The sequence below is a fragment of the Kitasatospora sp. NPDC058218 genome, assembly GCF_042882445.1.
Classification (GTDB): domain Bacteria; phylum Actinomycetota; class Actinomycetes; order Streptomycetales; family Streptomycetaceae; genus Kitasatospora.
This window is the reverse complement of sequence record NZ_JBHVWC010000033.1, coordinates 22373-35391: the sequence shown is the minus strand read 5'-3', so window position 1 is coordinate 35391 and position 13019 is coordinate 22373. Positions and strand designations below refer to the sequence as shown.

Sequence of the window (13019 nt, the reverse complement as noted above, 5' to 3'; positions counted from 1 at the left end):
CCCCCAGGTATTTTCCGCTCGTTCGCACCACCAGGAGCTCCCGTGAATCGCCCCGCACCCGCCCTGACCGACAGCTCCGCCGCGCCGCCCGGCGAGCACGCCGCCCGCCCGGGCCTGCTCGGCCGCCTCGGCATCTGGTCGGTGCAGCACGTCAAGGCCGTCGTGATCGGCTGGCTGGTCGTCGTCGCCGGTCTGGGCGCGTTCGCCCCGCAGGTGACCTCCGCCCTGTCCGGGCCGCTGCCGCCCAAGGAGATGGGCATCGTCCTCGGCGTCGCCGTCCTGCTGGACGCCGCCCTCGTCCGCCTCGTCCTGCTCCCCGTCCTGCTGCGCCTGACCGGCCGCGCCGCCTGGCACACCCCCGCCTGGCTCGACCGCCTCCTCCCCAGGATCCCGTTCTCCCACGGGTGACATCCGGGTGCAACACCCGCCAGGCGGCGGGGCTCGCACCGAAGCCCCGCCGCCTCGACAGCCGGGTCGGGGCGGGACGGGAAGGCGGGCGCGGTGTCGGCGAAGACGCCCCCGGGCTCGCGTCCAGGCGGTGCTCGGCGCACGAGCGGTCGTGGGCCGGCCCCCGCCCGCCCACGACGTGACCCACCGCGAATCGGCCGGCCGAACCGGCCCTCCGGTGCGTGGCCGGGCCCGGACGAGCAGAATCGGTGGGGGGACGACGCCGACCACCAGGAGCAGGCGATGGACACGACCGAGCCCGCAGCCGGGCGGCCCGTGCCGACGCGGGCACCAACGGCGCACTCAAGGTCGCGCTCTTCCGCACGTGACCCGGACACAGGCGAGCGAAGGAGCACACGGTGAACCAGAACCACCACATCGACGCCGCCCGGCAGGCAGATCCTGCGGACGTGGCGCGCAGGATCACCGAGCGGCGATCCCAACTCGGCCTGAGCGAAGAGATGTTGGCGAATCAGGCGGCGATGGCGCCGCGCTACCTCCAGCACCTGCTGGCGGCCGGGCCCGCTTTCGACCCGGCCGGCTTCCTACGGATCGCCGCCGCCCTGCGACTCACCCGGCAGGAGTTGCTGGAGGGCCGTGCCGACGCTCCGCCGGGCCAGCCGGAGGCGGCTCGGCACCCGCTGCTCTTCCACCTCACGGCCGCGGAGTGCTGGGAGAGGATCGGCACCCGTGGCGTGGGCCGGATCGCCCTGCCCGTCGAACCCGGACCGGCGGTCTTCCCGGTCAACTACACCGTCGACGACGCGGCCGTCGTCTTCCGCACGGCCACCCGGAGCAGCGCGGCCCCGGACGACGGGGCCCCGGTGTCGTTCCAGGTCGACCGGATCGACGACCACCTGAGCCAGGGCTGGAGCGTTCTGATTCTCGGCGAGGCGCAGCACGTGACGGACGGCGACGAGGTGCGGCGGCTGTCGGGGCTGCCCGGGACCACCCCGTGGGCCGGTGGAGACCGCCCGCTCTGGGTACGGATCCGGGCCGACGAGATCACCGGGCGCAGGATCGGCGGTGGCTGAGCCGGCTCCGCGCTCCGAGGCGGTGGCCGTGGCAGCCCGGAAGGTGCGTGCGGCCCCGCGACGGGCGTCGACAAATGGTTCGACATCGGTCGCGGTGATCGGGGAGGCTGCGCGTGATGACAAGAATCGACGACACGCCGCCAGCGTGGGACGAGCGCACCCAGCTCACCACGTTTCTCGACTACGCACGTGACACCGCCCGCGCCAAGTGCGAGGGCGTCTCCGCGGAGAACGCTCGCAAGGCGCTCCTGCCGGGCTCACCGCTGATGACCATGAGCGGTCTGATCAACCACCTCCGCTGGGTCGAGTACTACTGGTTCCAGGTGGTCCTCCTCGGCGAGGAGGACCAGGGCCCCTGGACCGAGGAGGACCCCGACCGCGAGATGCGGATCGCCGTCGACTTCCCGCTCACCCAACTGCTCGACGAGTACGCGGAACAGAGCGCCCGCTACCGCGGACTGGTCGCCGGGAAGAGCCTGGACGACCGGGCCGAGCGAGCCGTCCGCGACGGCCTCCACGTCGACCTGCGCTGGATCCTCCTTCACCTCACGGAGGAGACGGCCCGTCACAACGGCCACCTGGACATCCTGCGCGAGCTGCTCGACGGCACGACCGGCGGCTAGGGAGAGAACCGCCGGAGACGGCGCTACGCGGTGTCGGGAAGCAGGGCCTCGTCGGGCCGAGCGGGCGTCGCGCCGGCCGTGTCGTGGCCGGGGCGGCGGGTGCGTTGCGCCCATGCGGCCACCGGCGGGCCCGCCGCGCCCAGCGCCGCGAAGAACGCGCCGAGCAGCAGCCAGCCGGTGTGTCCGAGTCCGAGGACCGCCGTCGTGAGGACCACCGGTGCCAGGGCCTGCCCGGCGCCGAAGCCGATGCCGAAGAAGCCCTGGTACTGCCCCTGGGCGTGGTCGGGGGCGAGGCCGAAGCCGAGCGCGAAGCCGGCCGAGGACTCCCATACCTCTCCGAGACTGTGCACGCAGACGGCGAGGACGGCGAGCCCCGGTGCGATCCAGGCCGGTACGTCCGCGGTCAGGGCCATCAAGGGGCAGCTGACCAGGAAGAGCAGCCCGGCGAGGCGGAACGCCCGGCCGCCCTGGCGCGGTGTCTCCACCCGGGAGCCGATCCTGCTCTGGAGCAGCACGCACACCCCGCTGTTGACCGCGTAGACCGCGGCCACCGTCCAGCGGGGCGCGTCGGTGTGGGCGGAGAGCCAGATCGGCAGGAGCAGGGAGACGGTCTGGTACTGCAGGCCCATGGCGCCGTAGAGCGCGGTGAAGGACACGAACGGCCGGTCGGACAGCACCGCCCAGCGGTGGTGCTCCTCGGGCCGGGGCAGGGGCTGGTAGTCGGGGAGGCCGATCAGGGCGATCAGGGCGGCGCAGGCGAAGCTGGCGGCGTTGGCGAGGATGAGCGCGGTGTAGGCCGAGCGGGTGTCGACCGTGACGGCGAAGGCGGCGCCGAGGGTGCCCAGGACCACACCGAGGTTGACGAAGGTGCGCAGTCTCGCCCTGAACGCGGCCGGGCGTTCACCGCCGGTACGGGCGATGAGCGCACCGCCTGCGGCGCCGCCCGCCGTTGCCGCCAGCCGGTCCAGGGTGGCGATGAGCGTGAACGTGACCCAGTCGTGGATGAGGACGAAGGCGGCCATCGTCGCGGCCTGCAGCACGAGGGCCGTCAGCCAGACCTTCCGCGGCCCGTACCGGTCGGCCAGGTTCCCGGCCGGGATCCCGGCCAGCAGCCCGACCAGCCCGGCGATCGTGAGGCCGACGCCGACCTGTGTGGCAGGCAGGTGCACCACCAGCGTGAAGTAGAGCACCGCGGCGGTGTTGAACAGTCCGTTGCCCACCCGGCTGACGAAGCTCGCGGCGATGAGGGCACGCTGAGGACCGCTTGGCGCCGCCGAGTTGGACATCCGCAGTCCGGCTCGCTTCCCGATCATGCGGAACAGGCTAACAGCGCCCTCGCGGGCACCCTCGGTGAGGCCCGGGCCCTCTCCTTCCACGGGCGTCCGGTACGGCGGTCACGTTCTACCGTTGACCGAAAGGCGGCCATGGCGGACGTGGAGGCAGCGATGAGGGTCGTGTTCGTGCACGGGGCGTGTGTGCGGGACGGGGCGTGGTGGTGGCACCGTACCGCCGAGCTGCTGGAGGAGCGCGGGGTGGCGGGCGTGGCCCCGGCGCTGCCGAGCTGCGGTGAGGCGGGCCTGCCCGGTGGCCTCGATGGGCCGGGGCTCACGGAGGACGTCGCGGCGGTGCGGCAGGTGCTGCTGGACAGCGACGAACCCACCGTGGTGGTCGCCCACAGCTACGGCGGCATCGTCACGGCGGAAGCCGCCGCGGGCGTCGGGGCGGTGCGCCACCTGGTGCTGGTCTCCAGTTACCTGCCCGAGGTCGGACAGAGCCTGTCGGACTTCGGGGACGGCAGCCCCGCCCCGTTCCTCGACGTCGACGCCGATGCCGGGACGTTCGGGGTCCGGCCCGAGCTGCTCGTGGACACGTTCCTGCAGGACTGTGACCCCGAGGTCCAGGCGCAGGCGGCGGACCACCTCGCCCGGCAGAGCGTGCGGGTGACCGGGCAGCCGGTCGCGGCGGCCGCATGGCGGCAGGTGCCCTCGACCTACCTCGTCTGCGTCCGGGACCGGGGCACCCCGCCACGCCTGCAGCGCGAGTTCGCCCGCCGGGCCGGCCGGGTCGTCGAACTCGACGCCGGCCACCACCCGTTCCTGTCCCGGCCCGCCGCGGTCCGGGACCTGCTGACGAGCCTGTGACGGCCGTGGCGGGAGCGACTCCCCACGGCCGCTCGCGCGGGCGCCGGGCCACCGCCGGCCCCGGTGCGGCGGGACCGCAGGGCTTCTACGGTTGTGGGAGGACGTCCGACGCTCGCGGGTACCCGATCCTTCCGCGCTGACTCCCCGCGCGTCGGCCCTTGTCACCAGGAGGTCATTCGCCATGTCGATCGCATCTGAAACCCCCGTCCTGGACACTCTCGCAGCCATGACCGTCGACTCGATCGAGCGGTGCGGGCTGGCCCCGGAGATGCTCATCATGACCCGGATCGCCGCGCTCGCCGCCTCGGACGCGCCCCCGATCTCCTACCTCGCCCACATCGACCCCGGCCTGCGGGCCGGCCTGACCGCCGACAAGCTGCAGGACGTCCTGGTGGCCATCGCCCCGATCGTCGGCACCGCCCGTGTCATGACGGCCGCCGGGAACATCGCCGCGGCGCTCGGCATCGCGATCGCGGTCGCCGAAGCCGAGCTCGAAGCCGACGCCGAGGCACAGGGCTGACCGTCCGACGGGAGGTACCGGTCCGACCATGCCACCCCGGCGTCATCGGCGCGGCGGCCCCGAGCCGCCCGTCGATGCGCCGTGACCGGACATCGCCGTGACTGCCGACCCTCCGGGGAGAGGCGACCGGGTGGTCGGACGGCCGATCGCCGTTCCGCCGGGGAGCGATTCTTCGCATCCTCCGGGTCGGAGGTGGGGGCCACGGGGTAACCGGCGGATGCGGAGATCCCGGGCGCCGCGCAGCATGGACGGAGACCCGGGTCGGTGGGCTGCGCTTCACGGACGGGGGTTCCGGACGCCGCCCGGGCGAAGGGACCCGCCGACTGACCCCCCGCGCGGCGGCCGGCCCCGCACAGGACCCCCGGGTCCCCACGCGTGGGCCGTACGTCATGGGGCGGACGGGCCCACGCGACCCACCCTGCCGGGTTCGTCCGAACCCGGAGATGCGAGTAGGAGAGACACCATGGCGAAGCCCGACTCTGTCTTCATCTTCATCGGCACCTACCCGAGCGAAGCCGCCGCGCGAGCCGACTACGGCATCGTCAAGGAACTCCACTCGGCCGGTGCCGTCGGCAGCTTTGACGCGTCCGTGGTCACCAAGGACAAGGACGGCAAGGTCCATGTCAACAAGGACGAGACGGCCACCCGGCACGGGGCCTGGGGCGGTGCCGCCGCGGGTGCGGTCGTCGGCCTGCTCTTCCCTCCGGCCATCATCGGCACCGCGGCCGTCGGTGCCGCCGTCGGCGGGGTGGGCGGCCACCTGTGGCGCGGAATGTCCCGGGCGGACGTCAAGGAGTTCGGAGAGATCATCGACGAGGGGCAGGCCGCGCTCGTCATCGTCGGCGCGAACACGTTGTCGCAGGCTCTGGACAAGGCCGAACTGCGAGCGGAGAAGCAGATCGCCAAGGAACTCGACGTGAGCACGGACGACATCGACAAGGCCGTCCGGCAGGCCGCCACCGAGGTCGGCTGACCTCCGCCGGGCCCCGGCCCCGGGGGGGCACCGTGCGGCAACCGAACACGCACCAGGCCGCTCACCGGCCCGTCGCCGGCCGGGCCGCACCCGTGGAGGGGGCGGCGCCCGGCAAGGCCGTCCCCGCGGTTGAAGACATCGGAGGATCAGGCGATGGGCCCTTCCGCGTCCGACCACGGGGCGAGCTCGCCGAACGGGTGGAACGCCCGCCTGTACTGGCTGTGGATCTCGTACAACACGATCGCCTTCGTGATCGTCCTGACCGTCGGCTTCGTCCTGGCCCTGGTCGGCGGCAACGTGCTTCACCTGACGCTCGCCAGTAGCCACGTGGTGGTGGCGCTGGTGATAGCGACCCTGGGGGCCGCCTTGTTCGGCGGTGTCCTGGGGTCGCTGCAGTGGCGCGTCGTCCGGGAGCGCGTGCCCGTCCCGCGCAAGGACTGGGTCACCGCGAACGTCGGTCCGGCGCTGCTGGCCTGGTTGCTGGTGATCATGCCGGCCGTGATCGATGCCCAGAACACCCACGAGAACGCGTCGACCGCCTACCTGCTGGCCGCCAGTCAGTCGCTGGCCCTGGGGCCGCTGCTCGGCCTGTCGCAGTCGGTGGTGCTCCGCAAGGTCACCCGCCGCTGGAAGTGGTGGATCGGGGCCAACCTCGCCTCCTGGCTGATCGTCGATGCCGCCGTCTACCTGCTGGCGGAACTCCTCGGCGGCTCCGGCACCCTCACCGCGAAGGGCTCGATCGCCGAGGTCTACCTCACCCTGATCGCCACGACGCCGTTGACCGGCCGGGCGCTGCTGTGGGTGCTCGCCCCCTCGGTCCTGATCCCGCCGGGGAAGCCGAGCACGCCGTGACAGGGCTGGTGCCCTCCGTCATGGGGTGCCGGACGGGCCGCCGCTCCCGGGGGCGGGCGTCGTCTGCTTCTGCCGCAGGCTCTCCTGGACCGCGCCGACCAGGTACCGGGCCACGACGCCGAGCAGCACGAGGTCGACCGCCATCTGCCCCGTGACCAGCAGCCTGGCCGGCTCGCTGTGCGGGCTGATGTCCCCGAAGCCGACCGTGCTGAACACGGTCATCGTGAAGTACAGGGCGTCCGTCCGGGAGATCGGTTCGCTGAAGCTCTCCGGCGTGCTGCGCTCCAGCAGGTAGTAGACCGCGGCGAACAGCAGCAGGAAGAACGGCAGCGCGGTCGCCACGGCCTCGACAGCCCGCAGCTGGGGCCGCGGCGACCGCATGATCACCCGGACCTGCCAGAACAGCAGCAGTGCCACTGCGGCGAGCCCCCCGACGAGCGCGATGACGGTGGCGGCCGAGAACGCCGAATCCAGCGGCAGCAGGTAGTAGGCGGTGATGAGTGCGCCGGTGGCCACCAGTGAACGGACGGTGGCGAGGACGGTTCCCCGCCGGCCCGTGCCGCGATTCCCGTCCACGGATTCCCCTCTCGGCCTTGCTCCCCGCCACCGCGGCAGCGCTGCTGCACCTTCGGCAGATGGTCACATTCGCGCGGGACCCGGCGGTCACGCGGCAGGCGCACCACGGGTGTCACCGGTCTGGCGGCACCTCATGACCCCTCGCGGACGATCGAGGAATCCTCCCGGCCCGGACCCCTCGCGGTTCACACCGTCTCCCGGTGGCGGATCCCGGGGTTCGCCGCGATGACGGACTCGGCGGTCGCCCACACCGTCGGCGCGAAGTCCAGCACCGCCTCGGCCCGCTCCCGGAGATCGGCGGAGGAGGTGATGCCCAGGTCGGCCAGCAGCTCGTCGAACGCGCTCCGATGGACGCGTTGCACCGAGCGGGGCGCGTCGGCGGCGAGGACGGCCTGGCAGCGCGCGAAGGTCGCGACGGTCCAGAAGACCGTCTCGCGCTGGAAGCCCCGCAGCGCCAGTTCGCGACCGGCGTCGATCGCGATGCGTCGAGCCGGCGGCGTGATGTCGGAGCTGAAGAAGAACGGGGTCCTGGCCACCGAGGCCGCCGTGTCGAAGGCCCGCTCCAGGTTGTCGAGATGGTGCCCGGCTCGTGCGGCCGTCAGCTCCTCGGATCCGAGCAGTCGCAGCAACTGGTCGTGGATCCCCGGATGCCCGTAGCGCTCCAGCACCTCGCGGGCCCGCAGGTAGCGCAGCCGCACCGTCGGATTGCGGAGCGCGGCGACGAGGAGCACGTGGGTGGTCACGCCCCCCGGGAAGAGCCAGGCGGTGACCTGGTCGTGCCAGGGCTCGGTGAAGTCGATGGAGCGCATGCCCTCCTCGACCCTGCGCTGGGCCTCCATGCACCTGCGCCGGACCCACCCCTCGTCCGCGAAGGACCGGGCCACCTCGACCTGCAGGGCGCGGAGGTCTCCGGTCGGGTCGTCGATGACCGTGTCGGTGCGGAAGCTGCCGGCCAGGTGGTAGGAGGCCAGCACCTCCGACGCGGACGCGAACCGGCTCCAGGGGAAGTCGGACACCTCCAGGAGGACGCCGCGATGCTCGAACTTCCCCACCTTCAGCGGTGGCGGCGTACCGGTGGACAGGACCACCACGTCGACGTCGGACCCGGCGTCCAGCTCCGCGTCGTCGGGCAGCCCGACCGTCGACCCGCTGAAGAACGCGCCGTGATAGCCGGGCCGGCGTGAGCCCTCGCGCCGCACCCAGTCCGCCGCGGCAGCCCGGGCAGTACCGATCTGCATCGTGTTCCGCCTGCTTTCGGAGAATCGTGTTCGAGAACCGGGGGAGCGGGTCACGTGTGACGGGCCCGCTCCTGCGGTGCGTACAGCTTGGCGTACCTCCCGCCGGCCGCCATGCCGTGAGTTCGGTGTGCGTCCGGACGGGTAGCGGGACCGGTGACGGTCGGTGCCCCTCACCCGGTCGGTAGTCGCGTGGGAAGATCATCGCGGCGGCCGCCGGCTGCCGCCGCGCGGTCTCGGCCGGCGCGGGCGGGGCGATCGGAACACGGGGACAGGGGCGCACATCGTGCGGGGGCGGAACGCGGAGCGGGACCGGATCGAGCAGCTGCTCGCGGACGCCCGGCAGGGGGTGAGCGGCGTCCTGCTGCTGCACGGCGAGGCCGGGATCGGCAAGACGGCACTGCTCGACCACGCCGCCGGGCGGGCGGAGGGCGGGCGCGTGCTGCGCGTCGAGGGCATCGAGTCGGAGATGGAACTGGCCTTCGGCGGCCTCCACCAACTGTTCCTGCCCGTCCTGGATCTCGTCGACGGCCTGCCGGAACCCCAGGCCGTGGCCATGCGGGCGGTCCTCGGCCTGAGCGGCGACGGTGTGCGGGACCGCTTCACCGTCGGCCTCGCGGTGCTCACGATGCTGTCGGAGGCCGCGGCCGGCGGCCCGCTGCTGTGCCTGGTCGACGACGCCCAGTGGCTCGACCAGCCGTCGGTGGACATGCTGACCTTCGCCGCGCGCCGGCTGCGGGCGGAGGGCGTCGTGATGCTCTTCGCGGTGCGCGACGGCGCCCCCGGCGCAGCCGTGAAGGGGCTGCCCCGGCTGCTCGTCGAGGGGCTCGACCGCGCGGCCGCCGCCGACCTGCTGCCGGGCCTGCCGCCGTACGTCGCGGACCGGGTCATCGAGGAGGCGCGCGGCAACCCGCTGGCGCTGATCGAGCTGTCGGCCGCCCTCACCCCGGCCCAGCGCGCCGGGCGGATGGGCCCGTTGGCCCTGCCCGAGACCGCCGCGGGGCTGCCGAGCCGCATGCAGGACGGCTTCCTGGAGCAGATCCGGCGGCTTCCCGAGGCCGCCCAGGCGGTGCTGCTGGTGGCCGCCGCCGACGACACCGGGGACCTCGCCCTGGTGTTGTGGGCCGCGGAGTCGCTCGGCGTGACGGTCGAGGACCTCGAACCCGCGGAACGCTCCGGGTTCGTGCTGCTGTCCGGCGCGGTGGTGCGGTTCCGGCACCCGCTGGTTCGCTACGCCGCCTACCAGGGTGCCCCGCTCGCCCGGCGGATCGCCGCGCACCGGGCGCTGGCGCAGGCCCTGGGCGCCACCGGCCAGGTGCACCGGCGGGCCTGGCACCTGGCCGCCGCCTCGACGGGCCCGGACGAGAGTGTCGCCGAGGAGCTGGAACGGGTCGCCGAGTGGGCCGGGAGCCGGCAGGCGATGGCGTCGGCGTCCGCCGCCTACGAGCGCGCCGCCCAGCTGACCGCCGATCCGCTCCTGCGGGCGCGCCGCCTGGTCCGGGCCGCGCAGCGGGCGGCCGACGGCGGGCAGGACGAGCGGTGCGCCGCGCTGGCCGACCAGGTGCCGCAGCCGCCGGCGGACCCGGAGGTGGCGGCGAGCCTCGCGCGTGCCCGGGCCGTGGTCGAGCTGGGCTACCGCAGCCCGGAGACGGCCGCCCGGCTGCTGCTCGCCGGCGCGGACCTGGCCGGCGCCGGCTCCCCGGACACGGTGGCGCCGCTGCTGGTCGACGCCGTCCACGCGGCGTACTCCGCGGGGAACGCCACGCTGATCGAGGAGATCGCCTCCCGCGCCCCGGACCTGCCGGTCCTGGCCGTACCGGCGCGGCTGTTCGGCGGGGACGTACCGGGCGCGCTCGACGCGCTCGACGCGCTCGGCGGGCTGCGCGCACGCGTCGAGCGCGTCGAGCGCGAGGGCAAGGGCGGCGGCGAGGGCAAGGGCGAGGGCAAGGGCGAGGGCAAGGGCGACGACGGCTCGGCGACCGGGGTGATGGACCGGCTGATGACCGGCATCTACCACCAGCTGACCGGCGACCACGCGGCCGCGCGGGAGGCGGCCGTGGAGGCGGTCGCGTACTGCCGCGACCAGGGCGTCGGCGGCTGGCTGCCCACCACGCTCCACCTGCTCGCCCGGACGGAACTGGCGCTCGGCCGCCATGACGAGGCGTCCGCCCACGCCGACGAGGGCCTCCGGCTGGCCGAGTCCTACGACCTGGACCACCGGGCGGCCCACCTGCGGGCCGTCCTGGCGACGCTGGCCGCCGTGCGGGGGCAGGAGGAGCAGGGCCGCGCCCTGGCCGGCGAAGCCCTGGAGTACACCCGACCGCGCGGGGTGGGGCGGGCCACCGCGGACGCCCAGTGGGCGCTGGGCCTGCTCGAACTCGGCCTCGGCCGGGCGGAGGCGGCACTGGAACTCCTGGAGTCGGCGCGGCGCGCGGCGGCCCACCCGCTGCTCTGCCTGCCGCTGCTGCCGGACCTCGTCGAGGCGGCGGCGCGCGCCGGCCGCCCGGAGCGGGCGGTGGAGCCGGCCCGGCTGCTCGGGGAGTGGGCCGCCGCCCTGGGGCAGCCCGCCCTCTCCGCGCCGGCCCACCGCTGCCGGGCGCTGACCGGCCCCGACAGCGCGGCCGAGGAGCACTTCGTCGCGGCGCTGGCCCTGCACGAGGGCGGCAGCGACTACGACCGGGCCCGTACCGCGCTCCTCTACGGGGAGTGGCTGCGCCGCCTGCGGCGCCTGATCGACGCCCGGGACCACCTGCGCGCCGCGCTGGAGACCTTCGAGCGGCTCGGCGCCGGACCCTGGGCCGGGCGCGCCCGGGCCGAGCTGGGCGCGGCGGGCGGGGAGACCGGGCTGACCGTCCGTCACGACGGTCCGATCAGCCTGCTGAGCCCGCAGGAACGGGAGATCGTCCGGCTGGCGGCGTCCGGGGCGAGCAACCGTGAGATCGCCACGCAGCTCTTCCTGAGCCCCCGTACGGTCGGGCACCACCTCTACCGCGCGTTCCCCAAGCTGGGCGTCAGCTCCCGCACCGAACTCGCGACCCTGCTGGCCTCATGAGGCCGGTGCCTGGGCCGCCGTGTCCGCGGCCTCCGGGACGGAGTAGATCATCCGGGTCCGGGCGGTCCGGTAGCCGGCCCGGGCGAAGGCGGCGGCCATCGGGGCGTTGTCGGTGTCCGTGGTGGCCGTGATCAGCTCGGCGCCCGCCTCCACCTGCACCCGGGTGATCTCGGCCAGGACGTCGTCGACGAACCCCCGGCCGCGCAGCTCGGGGACGACGCCCAGGTAGCCGACGTTGCGGTTGTACGGCGTCGCGGACGGCAGGGCCAGCCCGGCGACCTGTCCGTCCGGTGTGCGGGCCAGGCGCCACCACGAGCGCTCGCCCGGGCAGCCGAGGTAGAAGTCCACCTCCTCGCGGGCGGTCGCCTCGGCCCCCATGGCCGCCACGTTCCGGCGGGTCTCGGCGTCGAGGCTGCCCACCGCGATCCGTCGGAAGACGTCGAGGAACTCGTCGTCGGTGCCCTCGGTGAAGGTGAGGCGTCCGCTGGAGGCCGGCAGCCCGGCGTCGGGAGTCCACTCCAGGCGCAGCCGTTCCACCTGGTCGGTGAGCCCGGCCGCCAGCGCGGCGTCCTGCCGCCAGGTCAGGGCGTCGACGACGGCCGGGTCCTCGCGCCAGCCGTTCGGCAGCGTCACGTTGTACAGCGGGAGCTTGGTCGCGTCCTGCTCGGCGAAGGCCCGCAGGCCCGCGGTGAGCAGTTCGGCGGCGACCGCCGCGCGGTCGGCGACCGACGGGTCGACGTGCAGGCAGTCCAGCGCGATCGGGTGTTCGCTGGACGCCTGGCCCCACCACAGGGCGCGGGCCACGATCCGGCCGCCGTCCTCGGCGATCCAGGTCCACTCGGGCCGGTACATGCCCTCCTTCAGCTCTTCGAGGTAGCGGTCGGCGGGGATCCAGCCGATGGGTTCGTCGACCGTCACGGCGATCACGCGGTCGAGGTCGGCGTCGGTGGTGGAACGGAACAGCATGCGGGTGCTCACTTCTGCTGGGTTGCGTAGGTGGTGACGGTCGCGCCGGTGTTGAAGACGCGGGAGTCGGTGAGCGTGAACCTCGTCGGGAGGAACGGCGCGTCGAAGAGCGGGATGCCGGAGCCGATGACGACCGGGTAGCGCTTGATGATCAGTTCGTCGATCTCCGCCAGCAGCTGGCCCGCGAGGTTCGCGCCGCCGCAGAGCCAGATGCCGGCGCCGTCCTGCCGCTTGAGGTCGCGGACGAAGGCCACCGGGTCGGAGGGGACGATCTCCACCTCGGGGTCGAGCTGGGCGAGGCTGCGGGAGAAGACGTACTGACGCAGGTGCGGGTAGGGGCTGGTGACGCCGACCGCGAGACCGGGCTCGTAGGTGGCACGGCCCATCAGGACCGTGTCGAACCGCTTGTTGGCGACCCCGTCGAGGCCCAGCGGCCCGCGGCCGTGGGCCGGGATGGTCTCGGGGTACTCGGCCAGCAGCGCGGCGGCGAGGTCGCCCTCGAAGGGGAAGAAGTCGAACTGGCCCTCCGGGCCGGCGATGAAGCCGTCCAGCGTGGTGCCGACGTAGTACGTGAGCTGACGCACACGACCTGCTCTCGTG

General features: G+C 73.9%; 13 protein-coding genes. 8 read left to right on the top strand and 5 right to left on the bottom strand.

The annotated features are described in order from the left end of the window. Positions 1–42 precede the first annotated feature (42 nt). The 3 genes from ACFVYI_RS21315 to ACFVYI_RS21305 all read left to right on the top strand — a co-directional run bounded on the left by ACFVYI_RS21315 (position 43) and on the right by ACFVYI_RS21305 (position 2104). A complete protein-coding gene (locus ACFVYI_RS21315; protein ID WP_387887826.1) occupies positions 43–408 on the top strand; it encodes a hypothetical protein in 366 nt (121 codons plus the stop codon). Between the two features lie 398 nt (positions 409–806). Further along, positions 807–1481: a pyridoxamine 5'-phosphate oxidase family protein gene (locus tag ACFVYI_RS21310; RefSeq protein ID WP_387887823.1), complete on the top strand. Its 675-nt coding sequence runs from the start codon at positions 807–809 to the stop codon at positions 1479–1481. Positions 1482–1597: 116 nt separating this feature from the next. Beyond that, positions 1598–2104 (top strand): DinB family protein, encoded by a 507-nt coding sequence (locus ACFVYI_RS21305; RefSeq protein WP_387887821.1) that lies wholly within the window; start codon positions 1598–1600, stop codon positions 2102–2104. A 23-nt stretch (positions 2105–2127) separates the two neighbouring features. Here the strand turns inward: ACFVYI_RS21305 and ACFVYI_RS21300 are convergent, their stop codons facing one another. Beyond that, on the bottom strand, positions 2128–3417 hold the full coding sequence (locus ACFVYI_RS21300) for an MFS transporter (protein WP_387887818.1): 1290 nt from the start codon (positions 3415–3417) through the stop codon (positions 2128–2130). Between the two features lie 132 nt (positions 3418–3549). Here ACFVYI_RS21300 and ACFVYI_RS21295 point away from each other — a divergent pair, with 132 nt between their 5' ends. The 4 genes from ACFVYI_RS21295 (at position 3550) to ACFVYI_RS21280 (ending at position 6590) form a co-directional block, all read left to right on the top strand. After that, positions 3550–4245, top strand: a complete 696-nt coding sequence (locus tag ACFVYI_RS21295) for an alpha/beta hydrolase (RefSeq protein WP_387887815.1) — start codon at positions 3550–3552, stop codon at positions 4243–4245. Positions 4246–4426: 181 nt separating this feature from the next. Then, positions 4427–4765 (top strand): carboxymuconolactone decarboxylase, encoded by a 339-nt coding sequence (locus ACFVYI_RS21290; protein WP_387887813.1) that lies wholly within the window; start codon positions 4427–4429, stop codon positions 4763–4765. A gap of 463 nt (positions 4766–5228) precedes the next feature. Next, complete coding sequence (locus ACFVYI_RS21285) at positions 5229–5738, top strand: DUF1269 domain-containing protein (RefSeq protein WP_387887811.1); 510 nt, start codon at positions 5229–5231, stop codon at positions 5736–5738. Between the two features lie 153 nt (positions 5739–5891). Then, positions 5892–6590, top strand: a complete 699-nt coding sequence (locus ACFVYI_RS21280; RefSeq protein ID WP_387887808.1) for a hypothetical protein — start codon at positions 5892–5894, stop codon at positions 6588–6590. A gap of 18 nt (positions 6591–6608) precedes the next feature. Here the strand turns inward: ACFVYI_RS21280 and ACFVYI_RS21275 are convergent, their stop codons facing one another. Both ACFVYI_RS21275 and ACFVYI_RS21270 read right to left on the bottom strand, forming a co-directional pair. Continuing rightward, the gene (locus tag ACFVYI_RS21275; protein ID WP_387887806.1) at positions 6609–7166 is read right to left on the bottom strand and encodes a potassium channel family protein; all 558 of its coding nucleotides are present in this window, start codon (positions 7164–7166) and stop codon (positions 6609–6611) included. Positions 7167–7351: 185 nt separating this feature from the next. Further along, the gene (locus ACFVYI_RS21270) at positions 7352–8404 is read right to left on the bottom strand and encodes a hypothetical protein (RefSeq protein WP_387887803.1); all 1053 of its coding nucleotides are present in this window, start codon (positions 8402–8404) and stop codon (positions 7352–7354) included. A 283-nt stretch (positions 8405–8687) separates the two neighbouring features. Here ACFVYI_RS21270 and ACFVYI_RS21265 point away from each other — a divergent pair, with 283 nt between their 5' ends. Continuing rightward, a complete protein-coding gene (locus tag ACFVYI_RS21265; RefSeq protein ID WP_387887800.1) occupies positions 8688–11453 on the top strand; it encodes an AAA family ATPase in 2766 nt (921 codons plus the stop codon). Here the strand turns inward: ACFVYI_RS21265 and ACFVYI_RS21260 are convergent. Beyond that, positions 11448–12419: a GNAT family N-acetyltransferase gene (locus ACFVYI_RS21260; RefSeq protein ID WP_387887797.1), complete on the bottom strand. Its 972-nt coding sequence runs from the start codon at positions 12417–12419 to the stop codon at positions 11448–11450. The two genes, ACFVYI_RS21265 and ACFVYI_RS21260, sit on opposite strands and share 6 nt — an antisense overlap. Before the next feature lie 8 nt (positions 12420–12427). After that, complete coding sequence (locus ACFVYI_RS21255) at positions 12428–13003, bottom strand: dihydrofolate reductase family protein (protein WP_387887795.1); 576 nt, start codon at positions 13001–13003, stop codon at positions 12428–12430. Positions 13004–13019: the final 16 nt, after the last annotated feature.

Coding starts and splice junctions, on each gene's coding strand:
- ACFVYI_RS21290 (WP_387887813.1), top strand. CDS start 4,427: ATGTCGATCGCATCTGAAACCCCCGTCCTGGACACTCTCGCAGCCATG.
- ACFVYI_RS21270 (WP_387887803.1), bottom strand. CDS start 8,404: ATGCAGATCGGTACTGCCCGGGCTGCCGCGGCGGACTGGGTGCGGCGC.
- ACFVYI_RS21285 (WP_387887811.1), top strand. CDS start 5,229: ATGGCGAAGCCCGACTCTGTCTTCATCTTCATCGGCACCTACCCGAGC.
- ACFVYI_RS21260 (WP_387887797.1), bottom strand. CDS start 12,419: ATGCTGTTCCGTTCCACCACCGACGCCGACCTCGACCGCGTGATCGCC.
- ACFVYI_RS21280 (WP_387887808.1), top strand. CDS start 5,892: ATGGGCCCTTCCGCGTCCGACCACGGGGCGAGCTCGCCGAACGGGTGG.
- ACFVYI_RS21305 (WP_387887821.1), top strand. CDS start 1,598: ATGACAAGAATCGACGACACGCCGCCAGCGTGGGACGAGCGCACCCAG.
- ACFVYI_RS21295 (WP_387887815.1), top strand. CDS start 3,550: ATGAGGGTCGTGTTCGTGCACGGGGCGTGTGTGCGGGACGGGGCGTGG.
- ACFVYI_RS21300 (WP_387887818.1), bottom strand. CDS start 3,417: ATGATCGGGAAGCGAGCCGGACTGCGGATGTCCAACTCGGCGGCGCCA.